Annotated in this window: 16 protein-coding genes and 1 riboswitch; of the genes, 9 read left to right on the top strand and 7 right to left on the bottom strand. The window is 72.0% G+C overall.

Features of this window, described 5'->3' with window-relative positions; translation table 11 throughout:
• The first annotated feature begins 141 nt into the window (after positions 1–141).
• Together I3F54_RS25185 and I3F54_RS25190 are read left to right on the top strand one after the other, a co-directional pair.
• Positions 142–1,494: a class II 3-deoxy-7-phosphoheptulonate synthase gene (locus I3F54_RS25185; protein WP_240121191.1), complete on the top strand. Its 1,353-nt coding sequence runs from the start codon at positions 142–144 to the stop codon at positions 1,492–1,494.
• 161 nt (positions 1,495–1,655) lie between these two features.
• The gene (locus I3F54_RS25190) at positions 1,656–1,892 is read left to right on the top strand and encodes a bacterioferritin-associated ferredoxin (protein ID WP_240121218.1); all 237 of its coding nucleotides are present in this window, start codon (positions 1,656–1,658) and stop codon (positions 1,890–1,892) included.
• A gap of 124 nt (positions 1,893–2,016) precedes the next feature.
• Here I3F54_RS25190 and bfr read toward each other — a convergent pair whose 3' ends face one another.
• On the bottom strand, positions 2,017–2,496 hold the full coding sequence (bfr, locus tag I3F54_RS25195; protein WP_240121192.1) for a bacterioferritin: 480 nt from the start codon (positions 2,494–2,496) through the stop codon (positions 2,017–2,019).
• A 179-nt stretch (positions 2,497–2,675) separates the two neighbouring features.
• Between bfr and I3F54_RS25200 the strand changes: the two genes are divergently transcribed.
• Complete coding sequence (locus tag I3F54_RS25200; protein WP_240121193.1) at positions 2,676–3,308, top strand: sulfite oxidase-like oxidoreductase; 633 nt, start codon at positions 2,676–2,678, stop codon at positions 3,306–3,308.
• Between the two features lie 41 nt (positions 3,309–3,349).
• On the opposite strand, the gene I3F54_RS25205 is transcribed toward I3F54_RS25200, so the two are convergent.
• From I3F54_RS25205 to thiO, 6 genes are all read right to left on the bottom strand, one after another.
• On the bottom strand, positions 3,350–3,865 hold the full coding sequence (locus tag I3F54_RS25205) for a DUF4396 domain-containing protein (protein ID WP_240121194.1): 516 nt from the start codon (positions 3,863–3,865) through the stop codon (positions 3,350–3,352).
• A gap of 78 nt (positions 3,866–3,943) precedes the next feature.
• Positions 3,944–4,825 carry a deoxyribonuclease IV gene (locus I3F54_RS25210; RefSeq protein WP_240121195.1) on the bottom strand — a complete coding sequence of 294 codons (882 nt, stop codon included), beginning with the start codon at positions 4,823–4,825 and terminating at the stop codon, positions 3,944–3,946.
• Between the two features lie 67 nt (positions 4,826–4,892).
• On the bottom strand, positions 4,893–6,824 hold the full coding sequence (gene pknB, locus I3F54_RS25215) for a Stk1 family PASTA domain-containing Ser/Thr kinase (protein WP_240121196.1): 1,932 nt from the start codon (positions 6,822–6,824) through the stop codon (positions 4,893–4,895).
• Positions 6,825–7,055: 231 nt separating this feature from the next.
• Positions 7,056–7,850, bottom strand: coding sequence for a thiazole synthase (locus I3F54_RS25220; protein ID WP_240121197.1), 795 nt, complete (start codon positions 7,848–7,850; stop codon positions 7,056–7,058).
• A 3-nt stretch (positions 7,851–7,853) separates the two neighbouring features.
• Entirely contained in the window at positions 7,854–8,054 is a 201-nt protein-coding gene (gene thiS, locus I3F54_RS25225) for a sulfur carrier protein ThiS (RefSeq protein WP_240121198.1), read from the bottom strand.
• Positions 8,051–9,220 (bottom strand): glycine oxidase ThiO, encoded by a 1,170-nt coding sequence (gene thiO, locus I3F54_RS25230; protein ID WP_240121199.1) that lies wholly within the window; start codon positions 9,218–9,220, stop codon positions 8,051–8,053. Before thiO ends, thiS begins: the two co-directional genes overlap by 4 nt.
• Positions 9,218–9,329, bottom strand: a riboswitch (TPP riboswitch). It overlaps the preceding gene by 3 nt.
• 52 nt (positions 9,330–9,381) lie before the next feature.
• Between thiO and I3F54_RS25235 the strand changes: the two genes are divergently transcribed.
• The 6 genes from I3F54_RS25235 (at position 9,382) to I3F54_RS25260 (ending at position 14,383) form a co-directional block, all read left to right on the top strand.
• Positions 9,382–9,732, top strand: coding sequence for a hypothetical protein (locus tag I3F54_RS25235; protein ID WP_240121200.1), 351 nt, complete (start codon positions 9,382–9,384; stop codon positions 9,730–9,732).
• A gap of 32 nt (positions 9,733–9,764) precedes the next feature.
• Entirely contained in the window at positions 9,765–11,006 is a 1,242-nt protein-coding gene (locus I3F54_RS25240; protein ID WP_240121201.1) for an NAD(P)/FAD-dependent oxidoreductase, read from the top strand.
• Between the two features lie 77 nt (positions 11,007–11,083).
• Complete coding sequence (locus tag I3F54_RS25245) at positions 11,084–11,449, top strand: Rv2175c family DNA-binding protein (RefSeq protein ID WP_055707421.1); 366 nt, start codon at positions 11,084–11,086, stop codon at positions 11,447–11,449.
• A gap of 169 nt (positions 11,450–11,618) precedes the next feature.
• Positions 11,619–12,272, top strand: coding sequence for a thiamine phosphate synthase (gene thiE / locus I3F54_RS25250; RefSeq protein ID WP_240121202.1), 654 nt, complete (start codon positions 11,619–11,621; stop codon positions 12,270–12,272).
• A 108-nt stretch (positions 12,273–12,380) separates the two neighbouring features.
• Entirely contained in the window at positions 12,381–13,304 is a 924-nt protein-coding gene (metF, locus tag I3F54_RS25255) for a methylenetetrahydrofolate reductase [NAD(P)H] (RefSeq protein WP_240121203.1), read from the top strand.
• Positions 13,305–13,360: 56 nt separating this feature from the next.
• Entirely contained in the window at positions 13,361–14,383 is a 1,023-nt protein-coding gene (locus I3F54_RS25260) for a hypothetical protein (protein WP_240121204.1), read from the top strand.
• The last annotated feature ends 3 nt before the right edge of the window (positions 14,384–14,386 follow it).

Raw genomic sequence — 14,386 nt, forward strand, 5'->3', positions numbered from 1 at the left:
ATACGAAGATTGAATGGATGTAAACCAGCGTTGAAGAAGTGGCTGATGTTACCGGGGAGGGAACAAGCGGCATCGCGCGGTCCTGTCTCATCTGTCGAGCCACGCGAAAGTCGGTCGACACGACCCCGTAATGTGGAGGGCGTGACCGTGAACGCGAAGACCAGCCTCAGCGCTGGCAACTCCTGGCGAGACCTGCCCGCGGCGCAGCAGCCCGAGTACCCCGACACCGAGGCTCTGCGCGCAGTGATCGCGGACCTCGAGTCGTATCCGCCGCTCGTCTTTGCCGGCGAGTGCGACCAGCTGCGCGCCCGGCTGGCGGCCGTCGCCAAGGGTGAGGCGTTCCTCCTCCAGGGCGGCGACTGTGCCGAGGCCTTCGACGCGGTGTCCGCCGACCACATCCGCAACAAGCTCAAGACGCTGCTCCAGATGGGCGCCGTCCTCACCTACGCGGCCTCCGTGCCGGTGGTGAAGGTGGGCCGCATCGCCGGGCAGTACTCCAAGCCGCGCTCCAAGCCGACCGAGACGCGTGACGGCGTGACCCTGCCGGTGTACCGGGGCGACTCCGTCAACGGCTTCGAGTTCACCGAGGCCGAGCGCATCCCGGACCCCGAGCGGCTGAAGCGGATGTACCACGCCTCGGCCTCCACGCTGAACCTGGTGCGCGCCTTCACCACCGGCGGCTACGCCGACCTGCGCCAGGTCCACGCCTGGAACCAGGACTTCGTGAAGTCGTCCCCGTCCGGGCAGCGCTACGAGCAGCTGGCGCGGGAGATCGACAACGCGCTGAACTTCATGCACGCCTGCGGGGCGGACCCGGAGGAGTTCAAGACCGTCGAGTTCTACGCCTCGCACGAGGCGCTGCTCCTCGACTACGAGACGGCGCTCACCCGCGTCGACTCGCGCACCGGGCAGCTGTACGACGTCTCGGGCCACATGGTGTGGATCGGCGAGCGCACCCGGCAGCTGGACCACGCGCACGTCGAGTTCGCCTCCCGGATCAGCAACCCGATCGGGATCAAGCTCGGACCGACCACGACGGCCGAGGAGGCACTGCAGTACATCGAGCGCCTCGACCCCGAGCGCGAGCCCGGCCGGCTCACCTTCGTCGTCCGGATGGGCGCCGACAAGATCCGCGACAAGCTCCCCGAGCTGGTGGAGAAGGTCACGGCGTCCGGCGCCGTGGTGGCCTGGGTGACCGACCCGATGCACGGCAACACCTTCGAGGCGGCCTCCGGTCACAAGACCCGCCGCTTCGACGACGTGCTCGACGAGGTCAAGGGCTTCTTCGAGGTCCACAAGGCGCTCGGCACACACCCGGGCGGCATCCACGTGGAGCTCACCGGCGACGACGTCACCGAGTGTGTGGGCGGCGGCGACGAGATCTTCGTCGACGACCTGCACCAGCGCTACGAGACGGCGTGCGACCCGCGGCTCAACCGCAGCCAGTCGCTCGACCTGGCCTTCCTGGTCGCCGAGATGTACCGGGACCAGTGACGGTTTCGTCCGGCAGCACCCGTCGGCGGGTGTGAAGCGGAGTGGGGCGCGGATCACATGCGATCCGCGCCCCACAGCACTTTCGCGGCCCCGGCGCGATGGGTAAGGTTAGGTTAGCCTCACCGATCATGGGGGGCGTCAGTGAAGGAACCCGGCGGGAGGTGAACCGCGTGTACGTCTGCTCCTGCTTCGGCGTCACCGAGCAGCAGGTCAAGCAGCACGTGGAGAGCGGCGCCTGCACCCCCCGCCAGGTGGCGTCCGCCTGCAAGGCCGGCACGGACTGCGGTTCCTGCGTCCGCCGGATCCAGGCGCTGCTGGGCCGCGGGTCCGTCCCGCGCCGCGAGCCGGCCGCCGGGGAGGGGCAGGTCCTGGCAGCCGCCCTGGACGAGGCCGCCTGAACGCCCCGGCCGAGTACCGCGACGCATGCCATGGGCCGCCCGTGGCGCCTTCGTGGCAGGCCGAGCGGTTTCCCGCGCCCCCTTCGGAGGACTGCCGATCCGTGGCGGACCTCACCCGGACTGCTCAGCTCTCCGGCTGCTCGATCAGCTGGGCGACGTAGAGCGCCTCACCGAGCTTCTCCAGCAGTTCCAGCTGCGTGTCGAGGTAGTCGATGTGGTGCTCCTCGTCGGCGAGGATGTCCTCGAAGATGTTCGCGGACGTGATGTCCCCCTTCTCGCGCATCACCTTGATGCCGCGCCGGAGCCGGTCGATCGCCTCCACCTCGATCTGCCGGTCGGCTTCGAACATCTCCCTGACGGTCTGCCCCACCCGGACGTGGAACAGCCGCTGGTAGTTCGGCAACCCGTCCAGGAACAGGATCCGGTCGGTGAGCACCTCGGCGTGCTTCATCTCGTCGAACGACTCGTGCCGGGTGTACTTCGCGAGCTTGGTCCAGCCGAAGTTCTCCTGCATCTTGGCGTGCAGGAAATACTGGTTGATCGCGGTCAGCTCACCGGTCAGCTGCTCGTTGAGGAATTCGATGACCTCGGGGTCGCCCTGCATCGCGCCAGGCTCCTTCCGCGTGCGGAACTGTGGAGGGGTTGCGGCGGCATGATTGCACCGCCCCAGAAGATCGTCCAGTAAGTGTTGACTTAGTAAGTACGGGCATGCTTGGTATTGCTTGTCCGGTTCTGCGGGGTGCCCCGTCCAGTGCACCGCTCCGGGTCTGTCAGGATGGAGTCATGGGTCATCCGGTGGAGCAGGAATCTGGAGATGCAGCACGGTCCGAGCTTCCGCCGGGGCAGCGACTGCAGAAGGGCTGGCCGGTCACGCACTACGGTCCGGTCCCCAAGTTCCGGCCCGAGCGCTGGGAGTTCAGGGTCTTCGGTGCCACCGCCGACGGGGGGAAGCACTGCTGGACCCACGAGGAGCTCACGGCCCTGCCCTACGCCACCGTCGTTGCCGATCTGCACTGTGTGACGAAGTACAGCATGCTCGGCGCGGAGTGGGGCGGCATTCCCGCCCGGGCGATCCTGGACATCGCGCCGCCCGCCCCCGAGGTCACCCATGTGATGGTGTGGGCGGAGTACGGATTCAGCTCCAACCTGCGCCTGTCCGACTTCACCGCCGACCGCGCACTCTTCGCCACCCACAAGGACGGTGAGCTGCTGACGGCCGAGCACGGCTTCCCACTGCGGCTGATCGTCCCGCACCTGTACGCGTGGAAGGGGCCCAAGTGGGTCCGCGGCGTGGAGTACATGACCGCCGACCGCCGTGGCTTCTGGGAGGAGCGCGGCTACCACAACATCGGCGACCCCTGGAAGGAGCAGCGGTACTCCTACCAGGAAGAGCCCGGGGACGGCCCCGAGCTCTGACTCCCGGCGGCGGGGGGTGCTCCTGACGCCCCCGAGGCGTGTCAGTGGTGGTACCGGTGCACCACCGCGTGCCCCTTGCCGCGGCCGATCATCCACTTGTTGACCGGGGTGGTGGCCAGGAAGGCGAGGACCAGGGAGACCGCCAGCGACCCCCAGAACAGGGCCTCGTCCAGCCGCGCCGCCATCGCCTCGGGCCACACGGCGATCACGCCGTTGTCGATCAGCTCCATCACCGCGATCGACAGGGTGTCCGCGGCCAGGGCCACCCGGACGGCCGCCGCGAGGCCGACGCCGGCCCTGAGGATGCCGCGCAGGGTGAGCGAGTAGCCGAAGAGGAAGGCGAGCAGGACCGCCGTCACCATCGTCGGCCCGTTGCCCCAGCCGAGCCAGGTGCCGATCACCATGCCGAGCACCTCGCCGATGGCGCACCCGGTGAGGCAGTGCAGCGTGGCCTGCGCCGCCACGGTCCAGCTCGCGCCGGCCGGGACGTGGTGCGCGTGCCCCTGCGCGTGGTGTGCCAGGTGGTGATCGTCTGCGGTGTGCGCCGCGTGCTGCATGTGTGCCCCCAAGGTCAGGTGACGGTGCCTGCATCACACCGGAACCCTATACCCCCATGGGGTATTCCCCGGGTCGGGTCATTCGTCGCGCAGTTTCTTCAGCCGCTCCACATCGGCCGCGTGCCCCTGCTTGCCGCCGGGAGTCTCGATCACCAGCGGTACGCCCTGCGTCGCCGGGTGGGACATCAGTGCCCGGAACGGATCCTCGCCGATGTGGCCTGCACCGATGTTCTCGTGCCGGTCCTTGTGCGCGCCGGCCACGTCCTTGGAGTCGTTGGCGTGGATCAGCTTCAGCCGGTCCTCGCCGACCGTGTCCACCAGCAGGTCGAGCGTCTCGTGCATGCCGCTCGGGCCGGTCAGGTCGTGGCCGGCCGCGAAGATGTGGCAGGTGTCGAGGCACACGCCCAGCCTCGGATGCGCGTCGAGCGCCTCGAAGTACGGGCCGAAGTCCCAGGTCCGCGAACACAGGGACGCGCCCTGCCCGGCGGTGGACTCCAGCAGCAGGAACGGGTCGTCGTCGTGGGTCAGCTCCTCCAGCAACGGCAGCAGGTGCTCCCGCACCTGCCGCAGTGCCACCGGCCGCTCCCGCCCCCCGGTCGCGCTGCCCGTGTGCACGACGACACCGAGCGCGCCGATCTCCCGCCCGCGCCGCAGCGAGTGCCGAAGCGACTGCACCGACCGCTCGACCGTGGCCTCGGTGTGCGAACCGAAGTTGATCAGGTAGGGGGCGTGCACGTACACCGGCAGCGACGCGTCCGCGCAGGCCGCGCGGAACGCCTCGTCCTGCCGCGGATTCCCGGTGGGCGTGGCCCAGCCGCGCGGGTTGGCGACGAAGACCTGCACAGCCTCCGCAGCCAGGTCGCGGGCGTACGGCAGGCCGACCGCGTGCAACCCGCCGGCGACGGGGACGTGGGCACCGACAGGGTTGCGCAAGGGGGCTTTCGCCTGCTGACTTCTCACCCGTTCAGCCTGCCATGCGCTCCGGTGCGCCCCGGTGGCCGGACGGCCCGGCCACCGGTGGCGTACGTCACCGGATGGTGATCGTGATCGTCGAGCCCTTCGGGGCCGTGTCGCCGCCCTTCACGGACTGCTTCCTGACCTTGTCGCCGAACAGCCCGAGCAACCCGCGGTCCTCCTCGACCTCGAAGCCCGCCGCCCTCAGTTCCTGCTTGGCGTCGTCGACCTTCCGGCCCACCACGTCCGGGACCTCGACCATCTCCGGCCCCTTGGACAGGGTCAGCGTCACGGTGTCGCCCTCCGCGGCCTCGCTGCCGCCGTCCGGGGTCTGCGCGGCCACCTGCCCGGCGTCGAACTCGGAGTGGACCCGCTCGTCGGACACCTCCACCGTCAGCCCGGCGCCCTCCAGATCGGCCTTCGCCTCGTCCAGATCCTCGCCGGTGACGTCCGGCACCTCGACCGGGCGGCCCTGGCTCACGGTGAGCGCGATCGCGGAACCCGCGTGGCGCTCGGTGCCGGCCGCCGGGGCCGAGCCGATCACGAAACCCTCGGGCACGTCGTCGCTGAACTCCCGGGTGACCATGCCCGGTTCCAGGCCGCTGTCCTTCAGCACCGACTTCGCCTTGTCCAGCCGGTAGCCCTGCAGGTCCGGGACCTCCACCGTCTCCGGACCTCGCGAGATGCGCAGTGTCACCGAGCCGTTGCCGCGGATCCGGGCGCCCGCGGACGGATCGGTGCCGATGACGGTCCCGCGCTCGACGGTGTCGCTGTAGTCCCGCTCGACGCTCACACCCAGCCCGGCGTCCTTCAGCTCCTGCCGTGCCTGCGCCTCGGTCTTCGCAAGGAGCCGGGGCACCCTGGTGAACTGCCCGGAGTTGATGTACCACACGCCCGCGCCGACGCCGAGCACCACCAGCAGGGCGGCGATCACGGTGAAGAGCCGCTGCCGTGGGCGCGCCGGGCGGCGCCGCGGCGGGACGGCCGGCGGGCTCTCCAGGCGGCTCGTGCGGTGCAGGACCTGCTGTTCGTCCTCGGCGTCCTCGTTCACCGGCAGTGGGCGCGGGACGGCCGGCGCGCGCGGGATGACGCTCGTGCGGTCCTGCGCGTTGTCGTGCTCCTGGGCACGCGCCTGCGGCGGTACGGCGTCCAGCTGCTCCTCGGAGAGCCCGGCCCGCGCCTCACGTGCCTGCGCCAGCAGCGCCACCGCGTCGTTCGGCCGTACCTCCGCGGAGCGCGCGGTGGCCGACACCACCAGCTCGTCCAGGGCGTAGGGCAGTCCCGGCACGGCCGCGGACGGCGGCGGCACGTCCTCGTGGAGGTGCTTGTAGAGCACCTGGGCGGGGGACTCCCCCTCGTGCGGCTTCTGCCCGGTCAGCATCTCGTGCAGCACGACGCCGCACGCGTACACGTCGGCCCGCGGGTCGGCGACACCGTGCTCGATCTGCTCCGGAGCCAGGTAGGAGACGGTGCCGAGTACCGCACCGGTGGTGTGGGTGACGGTGTCCACCGCCCGCACCAGCCCGAAGTCGGCCACCTTGACCCGGCCGTCGTCCCCGATCAGGACGTTCTCCGGCTTCATGTCGCGGTGCACGAACCCGGCGCGGTGCGCCGCGCCCAGCGCGGCCAGCACCGGCTCCAGGATGTCCAGGGCGGCGCGCGGCTGCAGCGCGCCGCGCTCGCGCAGCACGTCGCGCAGGGTGCACCCGGCGACGTACTCCATGGCCAGATAGACGTACGACCCGTCCGTGCCCTGGTCGAAGACCTGCACCACGTTCGGGTGGGCGAGCCGTGCGACGGACTTAGCCTCCCGGATGAACCGCTCGACGAACGTGCCGTCGGCGGCGAGCGTGGGGTGCATCACCTTCAGCGCGAGCACGCGGTCGAGGCGGGTGTCCACGGCCCGGTACACCGTGGCCATCCCGCCGACCGCGATCCGCGCGTCCACGCGGTAACGACCGTCGAGCACCTGCCCGACGAGAGGGTCCTGAAGGGTCGCATCCACGCAGGTGAGTCTACGAGCCGGGACCGACACGCCTCACCCGGCCACGGGATCGGGGCGCGACTGCAGCCGAGCTGTGACGTCCGGACCGGCGTCGTGACGGCGCCCCCCGGCCCGCGGTGACCTGCGTCTCCACCTCCGCAGGCCTGTGCCTCCGCGTCCCCGCGACGTCCCCGCGCCCGCCCCGACCCCGCGGTTGCGCGGTGCCGCCGGCCGGGTGCCGAGGGGCGGGACTCAGAAGGCCGGCCGCTCGGGGTCGAGACGGGCCACACCCTCGTTCGGGGAGGACGCCCGGGCGAAGTGACGGCGCGGAATCCGCCCCGCCCGGTGGGCCAGCCGCCCCGCCTCCACGGCGTTGCGCATGGCTGCGGCCATCAGTACCGGCTCCTGCGCCCGCGTGACCGCCGAGGCCAGCATCACGCCCGCGCACCCCAGCTCCATCGCCAGCGCCGCGTCCGACGCCGTGCCCGCGCCCGCGTCCAGGACGACCGGCACGCGCGCGTTCTCCACGATCAGCTGGAAGTTGTGCGGGTTGCGGATGCCGAGCCCGGAGCCGATCGGCGAACCGAGCGGCATGATCGCCGCACAGCCGGCGTCCTCCAGCTTGCGGGCGAGGACCGGGTCGTCGTTGGTGTAGGGCAGCACCGTGAACCCGTCGTCGACCAGTGTCTCGGCGGCGTCCAGCAGTTCGATCGGGTCGGGCAGCAGGGTGCGCTCGTCGGCGATGACCTCCAGCTTGACCAGGTCGGTGCCCAGCGCCTCCCGGGCCAGCCGGGCCGTCAGCACCGCCTCCCCGGCGGTGAAGCAGCCCGCCGTGTTCGGCAGCACCCGGATGCCCAGCCTCCGCAGCACCGACAGCACGGACCCGTGCACGCCGGGGTCGACACGGCGCATCGCGACCGTCGTCAGCTCCGTGCCTGAGGCGACCAGCGCGCGCTCCAGCACCTCCAGGCTGGGCGCGCCGCCGGTGCCCATGATCAGGCGGGACGAGAAGGACGTGCCGCCGAGGACGAAGGGGTCGTCAGCCATGGTTCAGCCTCCCTGGACGGCGGTCAGGACCTCGATGCGGTCGCCCTCGAAGAGTTCGGTCGCGGGCCACTCGGCACGCGGGACGACGGTCTCGTTGAGCGCGGCGGCCACACCGGAGGGCGCGGCGGTGAGGGACCTCACGACGGTGTCGAGGACCGTGCCGGGGCCGATCTCCCGCGGTCGGCCGTTGACGGAGATGTTCATGCGGGCTGCTCCGTGAGTGCGGCGCGTGCCCCGAAGCGGATCGGGGCGAAGGGCAGGGCGACGTCGGGGAGTTCACCGGTCGTCAGGACGTGCGCCATGACGTCCCCGGTGACCGGTGTGAGCAGGACGCCGTTGCGGTGGTGCCCCGTGGCCAGCAGCAGCCCGTCCAGTCCGGTCGGGCCGAGCAGCGGGGCGTTGTCGGGCGAGCCCGGACGCAGTCCCGCCAGGGTCTCCGTCAGCGGCAGTTCGGTGAGGCCGGGCACCAGCTCGTGCGCGTCCCGCAGCAGTTCGTACACGCCGCCCGCGGTGACCGTCGTGTCCCAGCCGAGCTCCTCGCTCGTCGCGCCGATCACCAGTTCGCCGTTCTCCCGCGGCACCAGGTACACCTGGCCGCCGCGCACCACGGCCCGCACCGTACGGCTGAGGAAGGGGCCGTGCCGCTCGGGCATGGCCAGCCGCAGCACCTGGCCCTTGACCGGCCGCACCGGTGGCACCACGCCGTCCGGGAGGCCGGCCAGCCGGCCGCTGAGGCTGCCCGCCGCGAGCACCACCTGGCCCGCGCCCAGCGCTGCCCCGCCGCGGGTGACGACCCCGGCGGCCCGCTCCCCGGCCAGCACCAGCCGCTCGGCCCACTCCCGGTGGAAGACCACGCCGGACCGCTCGCACGCGGTGACCAGTGCCGCCGAGAGCCTCCGCGGGTCGATCTGGTGGTCGCCGTCGACCCGCAGGCCGCCGCGTACTCCGGGTGCGAGCATCGGCTCCAGGCGGCGGCACTCCCGCCCCGACAGCCACTGCGACTCCAGCCCCGACCGGCGCTGCAGGGCGTGCAGTTCGCGCAGGTGGGCGCGGTCGTCGGCGTCCAGGGCCACGGCGAGCGTGCCGCAGCGGCGGTAGCCGAGGTCGTGCCCGGTGACATCGGCCAGCTCGGCCACGAAGCCGGGGTAGCGGTGCGCCGAGGCCAGGTTCAGCCCGAGCAGGGTCTGCTCGCCGTGGTGCAGTTCCGTGACGGCGGCCAGCATCCCGGCCGCCACGTGCGCGGCGCCGCCGCCGGGCGAGGGGTCGACGACGGCGGTGGCGAACCCGCGTTGCGCGGCCCGCCAGGCCGTCACCAGCCCGATGATCCCGCCCCCGACGACGAGGACGTCTGACGTACGCGTAGGCGACATGGGCGTCCAGCCCCTCCCTTCGCCGGCATGACCCGGATCAGGTTCGTACGGTCGGAGGCCGCCAGCCTCCCTCTCAGCCCGGTGCGTCCGGGCTCCCGCGAGTGCTTTACGTTGGCCACCCTAGCCGTTGGTTCCGCGCCTCTGTAAGGGAGTCTTCTGCCATGGCCCGCTCTCTCGACGGCGTCGTCCTCGCTCCTGTGGCCGACCAGGCCCCGGGCCAGGTGGGCACGCGCACCCGGTTCGCCTACCACGAGAGGGACGGTGAGGTCTGGGCGGAGTACGCGGGCGGCGACGTGGTACGCGGGCACCTGGTGGGTACCCGGGACGGCGACCGGCTGGACTTCCGGTACGTGCAGCTCCGGACCGACGGCACGACCTCCTCGGGGCACTGCGTGTCCACCGTCGTGGAGCTGCCCGACGGGCGGGTGCGGCTGGAGGAGACGTGGCGGTGGGAGTCCAGGGCGGGCAGCGGGACCAGTGCTGTGGAGCAGGTCACTGAGCACGGGCCCTGACTGACGCAACGTCAGTTGTCTATGGTGATCCAGTGAGCGAGCAGACACGGGAACAGGGCACGGGGCAGCCGGGACGCGTGGTCGTCGTCGGCGCGGGCATGGCCGGGGTGCAGACCGCCGTGGCCCTGCGGGAGCAGGGCTTCACCGGTCGGGTGACACTCATCGGCGCCGAACCCCACCAGCCCTACGACCGGCCGCCGCTGTCCAAGGCCGTCCTGCTCGGCACCGCCGAGGGCTCCGCCCTCGACGTGGACTTCGAGGGCCTCGGCATCGAACTGCGGCTCGGCCGCGAGGTGACCGCCCTGCGTCCCGTCGACCGCGAGCTGGACACCGAGGCGGGCCCGGTCCCGTACGACGTGCTGGTCCTGGCCACCGGCGCCGAACCGGTCCGGCTGGCCGGCGCCGAGGGGGTGCCCGGCGTCCACCTGCTGCGCACCCTCGACGACGCCGAACGGCTGCGGCCGGTGCTCGCCCGGCAGCACGAGATCGTGGTCGTGGGCGCCGGATGGATCGGCGCCGAGTTCGCCACCGCGGCGCGCGAGGCGGGCTGTGCGGTCACCGTCGTCGAGGCCGCCGACCGCCCGCTCGCCGGGGCGCTGCCCGCCGAGGTCGCCGCCCCGATGACCGCCTGGTACGCCGACAGCGGTGTCGAGCTGCGCACGCACGCACGCGTGGAACGCGTCGAACCGGGCGCGGTGCTGCTCCACGACGGCACGCGCGTGCCCGCGGGCGCGGTCGTCGTCGGGATCGGCGCCCGCCCGGCCACCCGCTGGCTGGCCGGCTCCGGCGTGGAGCTGGGTGCGCACGGCGAGGTCGTCGCCGACGCCCACCTGCACACCTCCGTCCCCGACGTGTACGCCGTCGGCGACTGCGCCTCCTTCCCCTCCGGCCGCTACGGCGAGCGGCTGCTGGTGCACCACTGGGACAACGCCCTCCAGGGCCCGCGCACCGTGGCGGCGAACATCATCGGGGCGGCCACCGGTGAGCCACCCGTGGTCTACGATCCGGTCCCGTACTTCTGGTCCGAGCAGTTCGGCCGCTTCGTCCAGTACGCCGGGCACCACGCCGCGGCCGACCGCACCGTCCGGCGCGGCGACCCGGCCGGGCCCGCTTGGACGGTGTGCTGGCTGCGCGGGGACCGGCTGGTGGCGCTCCTCGCGGTCGGCAGGCCACGCGACCTGGCACAGGGGCGGCGGCTGATCGAGGCGGGCACGCCGATGGACCCCGAACTGCTCGCGGACCCGGCCCGGCCCCTGAAGAAGGCCGTCGCGTAGGGCCGGGGCGCGCGAGCGTGCCCCGGGTGGACCGGGTCGGCTTCCGACTGTCGGCGGCAGATGGCAGGCTTGGTCCCGTGACCGAGATTGACGCAAAGATCGATGCTCTCGTCCCCGCCTGGCTCACCCTCCCCGACATCGCCGAACAGCTCGGCGTCGAGGTGACACGTGTGCGGCAGCTGGTCAAGGAGGGCCAGCTCATCGCCGTACGCCGTGGTGAGAACCGCGCGCTGCACGTCCCTGCCGCCTTCATCGACGGGGACAAGGTCGTCAAGGGCCTGTCCGGCACCCTGACGCTGCTGAGGGATGACGGCTTCACGGTCGAAGAGATGATCGAGTGGCTCTTCACCCCCGACCCGACCCTGCCCGGCACCCCGGCGCAGGCCCTGAGCGAGAATCGCGGCACGGAGGTGAAGCGCCGCGCCCAGGCGCTCGCCGTCTGAACCGAATCCGCTGCATCACCGAGACGGCGTCGACGCCGTCCGGCGTACGGGCCGCGGTCCGCGTGAGCGCGGGCAGCGGCCTGGCCGCCGCTGCCCGCGCGGGCCGTGCCCTCGGGCCCGGCCGCGGCCCGTACGCCACCGACACCGCACCCACCCGGGGGGACCACGCATGCTGCACACCGACGCCCGCGCCCGGCTCGCCGACGCCCGGCTGTACCTCTGCACCGACGCGCGCAGGCGGCAGGGCGACCTCGCCGAGTTCCTGGACGCAGCCCTGGCGGGCGGTGTCGACATCGTGCAGCTGCGCGACAAGGGCATGGAGGCCGCCGAGGAGCTCCGGTACCTGGAGGTCCTCGCCGACGCCTGCCGCCGGCACGGCAGGCTCCTCGCGGTCAACGACCGCGCGGACGTCACCCACGCGGCCGGCGCCGACGTCCTCCATCTGGGCCAGGGCGACCTCCCGGTCCCCGCAGCCCGCGCGATCCTCGGCGGCGACGTCCTCGTCGGCCGCTCCACGCACTCCGCGGCCGAGGCGGAGGCCGCCGCCGTCCAGGAGGGCGTGGACTACTTCTGCACCGGCCCGTGCTGGCCGACCCCCACCAAGCCCGGCCGCCACGCCCCCGGGCTCGATCTCGTCCGCCACACGGCCGCCCTCGGCACGGACCGTCCCTGGTTCGCCATCGGCGGCATCGACCACGGCAACCTCGACCGGGTGCTCGACGCCGGTGCCCGCCGGGTGGTCGTGGTCCGCGCGATCACGGAGGCGGACGACCCCGGCGCCGCGGCGGCCGAACTGGCGAAGCGGCTCCGGCAGGACGACTGAGGGGCGCGCTCCGCGGCCGGTGTCCAAGGGATGGACAACATCCCGGCAATCCGGGCAAATCTCCGGCATTCGGTTGGGTGACCGGCGGCCCCTGGTTAACCTGCCCGTATGGCCCTCGGAACCCCGTCCACCAGGACTGATCGCGCGCGCACCGTGCACGAGATCCTCGCCGCAGGCAAGACGACCTACTCGTTCGAGTTCTACGCGCCGAAGACGCCGGCCGGCGAGCGGAACCTGTGGAACGCGCTGCGCAGGGTCGAGGCCGTGGCTCCCGACTTCGTCTCGGTGACCTACGGTGCCGGCGGCTCCACCCGCGCCACCACCGTCAAGGAGACCCAGCAGATCGTCGTGGACACCACGCTCACGCCGGTCGCCCACCTGACCGCGGTCGACCACTCGGTCGCCGAGCTGCGCAACATCATCGGCCAGTACGCCGACGCCGGCATCCGGAACATGCTGGCGGTCCGCGGCGACCCGCCCGGCGACCCCATGGGTGCGTGGGTGCCGCACCCGCAAGGGCTGACGTACGCCGCCGAACTGGTGCGTCTCATCAAGGAGTCGGGCGACTTCTGCGTCGGCGTCGCCGCCTTCCCGGAGATGCATCCGCGCTCCTCCGACTGGGACCGGGACGTCGCGCACTTCGTCGACAAGTGCCGGGCCGGCGCCGACTACGCCATCACGCAGATGTTCTTCCACCCGGAGCCGTACCTCCGGCTGCGCGACAAGGTCGCCGCGGCCGGCTGCGAGACCCCGGTCATCCCGGAGATCCTGCCGGTGACCAGTATCAGGATGCTGGAGCGGCTGCCGAAGCTGAGCACGGCCGCCTTCCCCGACAGCCTGAAAGAACGAATCCTCACAGCCAAAGACGATCCTGCCGCTGTACGCTCCATTGGCATCGAGTTCGCCACGGAGTTCTGCGCACGGCTGCTGGCCGAGGGAGTGCCGGGTCTGCACTTCATCACGCTCAACAGCTCCACGGCGACCCTGGAAATCTACGAGAACCTGGGCCTGCACCATCCCTCGCAGGCCTAGACCGGTCGCACAGCCATACGACACACTGCGTAGCGGCCACTGGGAGAGGGGCGTACATGGGCTGGACGGTCCTCTACATCGCGTTCGGCGTCGTCGCACTGTGGCTGCTCGGTGAAGTGCTGCTGCAGTACAAGGCGCGGCTGCGCTGGCGGCTCCTCGCGTTCGTCGGCTTCCTCGGCGTCGTCCTCGGTGTGCTGGTCCCGTCCGTCGTCGTCATCGGGCTGGGAGCCGCCGCCTTCGCGGTCGGCCAGACCTATGTCACGCTGTCGTTCCGCCGCGGCTTCGCCTCCGGCTGGGCCGTCAGGGGACGGCCCGCCGAGAAGGGCAGGGGCCGCCGGGGCGCCGCCGGCCGCAAGGGCCCGGCCCTGGAGGTGTCCGACCTCCGGTCGTCCGGGGACGGCCACGCCGACGACGACACGCCGGACGTCCACGGAGACCGGGACAGCGCCTCCTACGGCGGTGACGCCCACGGCGCCGACGGCTACGGCGCCGACTACGACCGCGGTGACTACGACCGCGGTGACTACGACCGCGGTGACTACGACCGCGACGACTACGACCAGGACGACGTCTTCACCCCGGCGCGCCCGGCGGGCTCCGGCACCGCCGACGCGGTCTACCAGCCGCAGCCGCTGCCCGAGGACACCGGCTCCTACGGCGTCTACGGCGACCCGGCCCACGCCGCCGCCCAGCCGCAGGACGAGTACGCGACCGCCGCCCAGGGCACCGACCAGGCCTACGGATACGACGGCTACTCCGGCTACGGCCAGTACGGCTACGACAGCTCGGATCAGCAGCAGTACGCCGCCTACTCCGACCCGTACATCGGCACCCAGACCTACGGCGGTGCCTCCTACGACGGCACCTACGGCGGCCAGGGATACGACCAGCAGGGCTACGGACAGGACCCGTACGCGACCGGCGGCCAGGCCCAGACCCCGCCCGGCGGAACCTGGGTCCCGCAGCAACGCACCGACGAGTCCTACGACGGCGAGCAGCCGGCCGAGCAGCCCTACCCGTACCAACAAGGCGAAGGGCAGGGCAACGGCACCGGCTACGGCGAGCAGTACCGTTTCTGAGCT

The organism is Streptomyces sp. MUM 2J (genome assembly GCF_022414535.1).
Classification (GTDB): domain Bacteria; phylum Actinomycetota; class Actinomycetes; order Streptomycetales; family Streptomycetaceae; genus Streptomyces.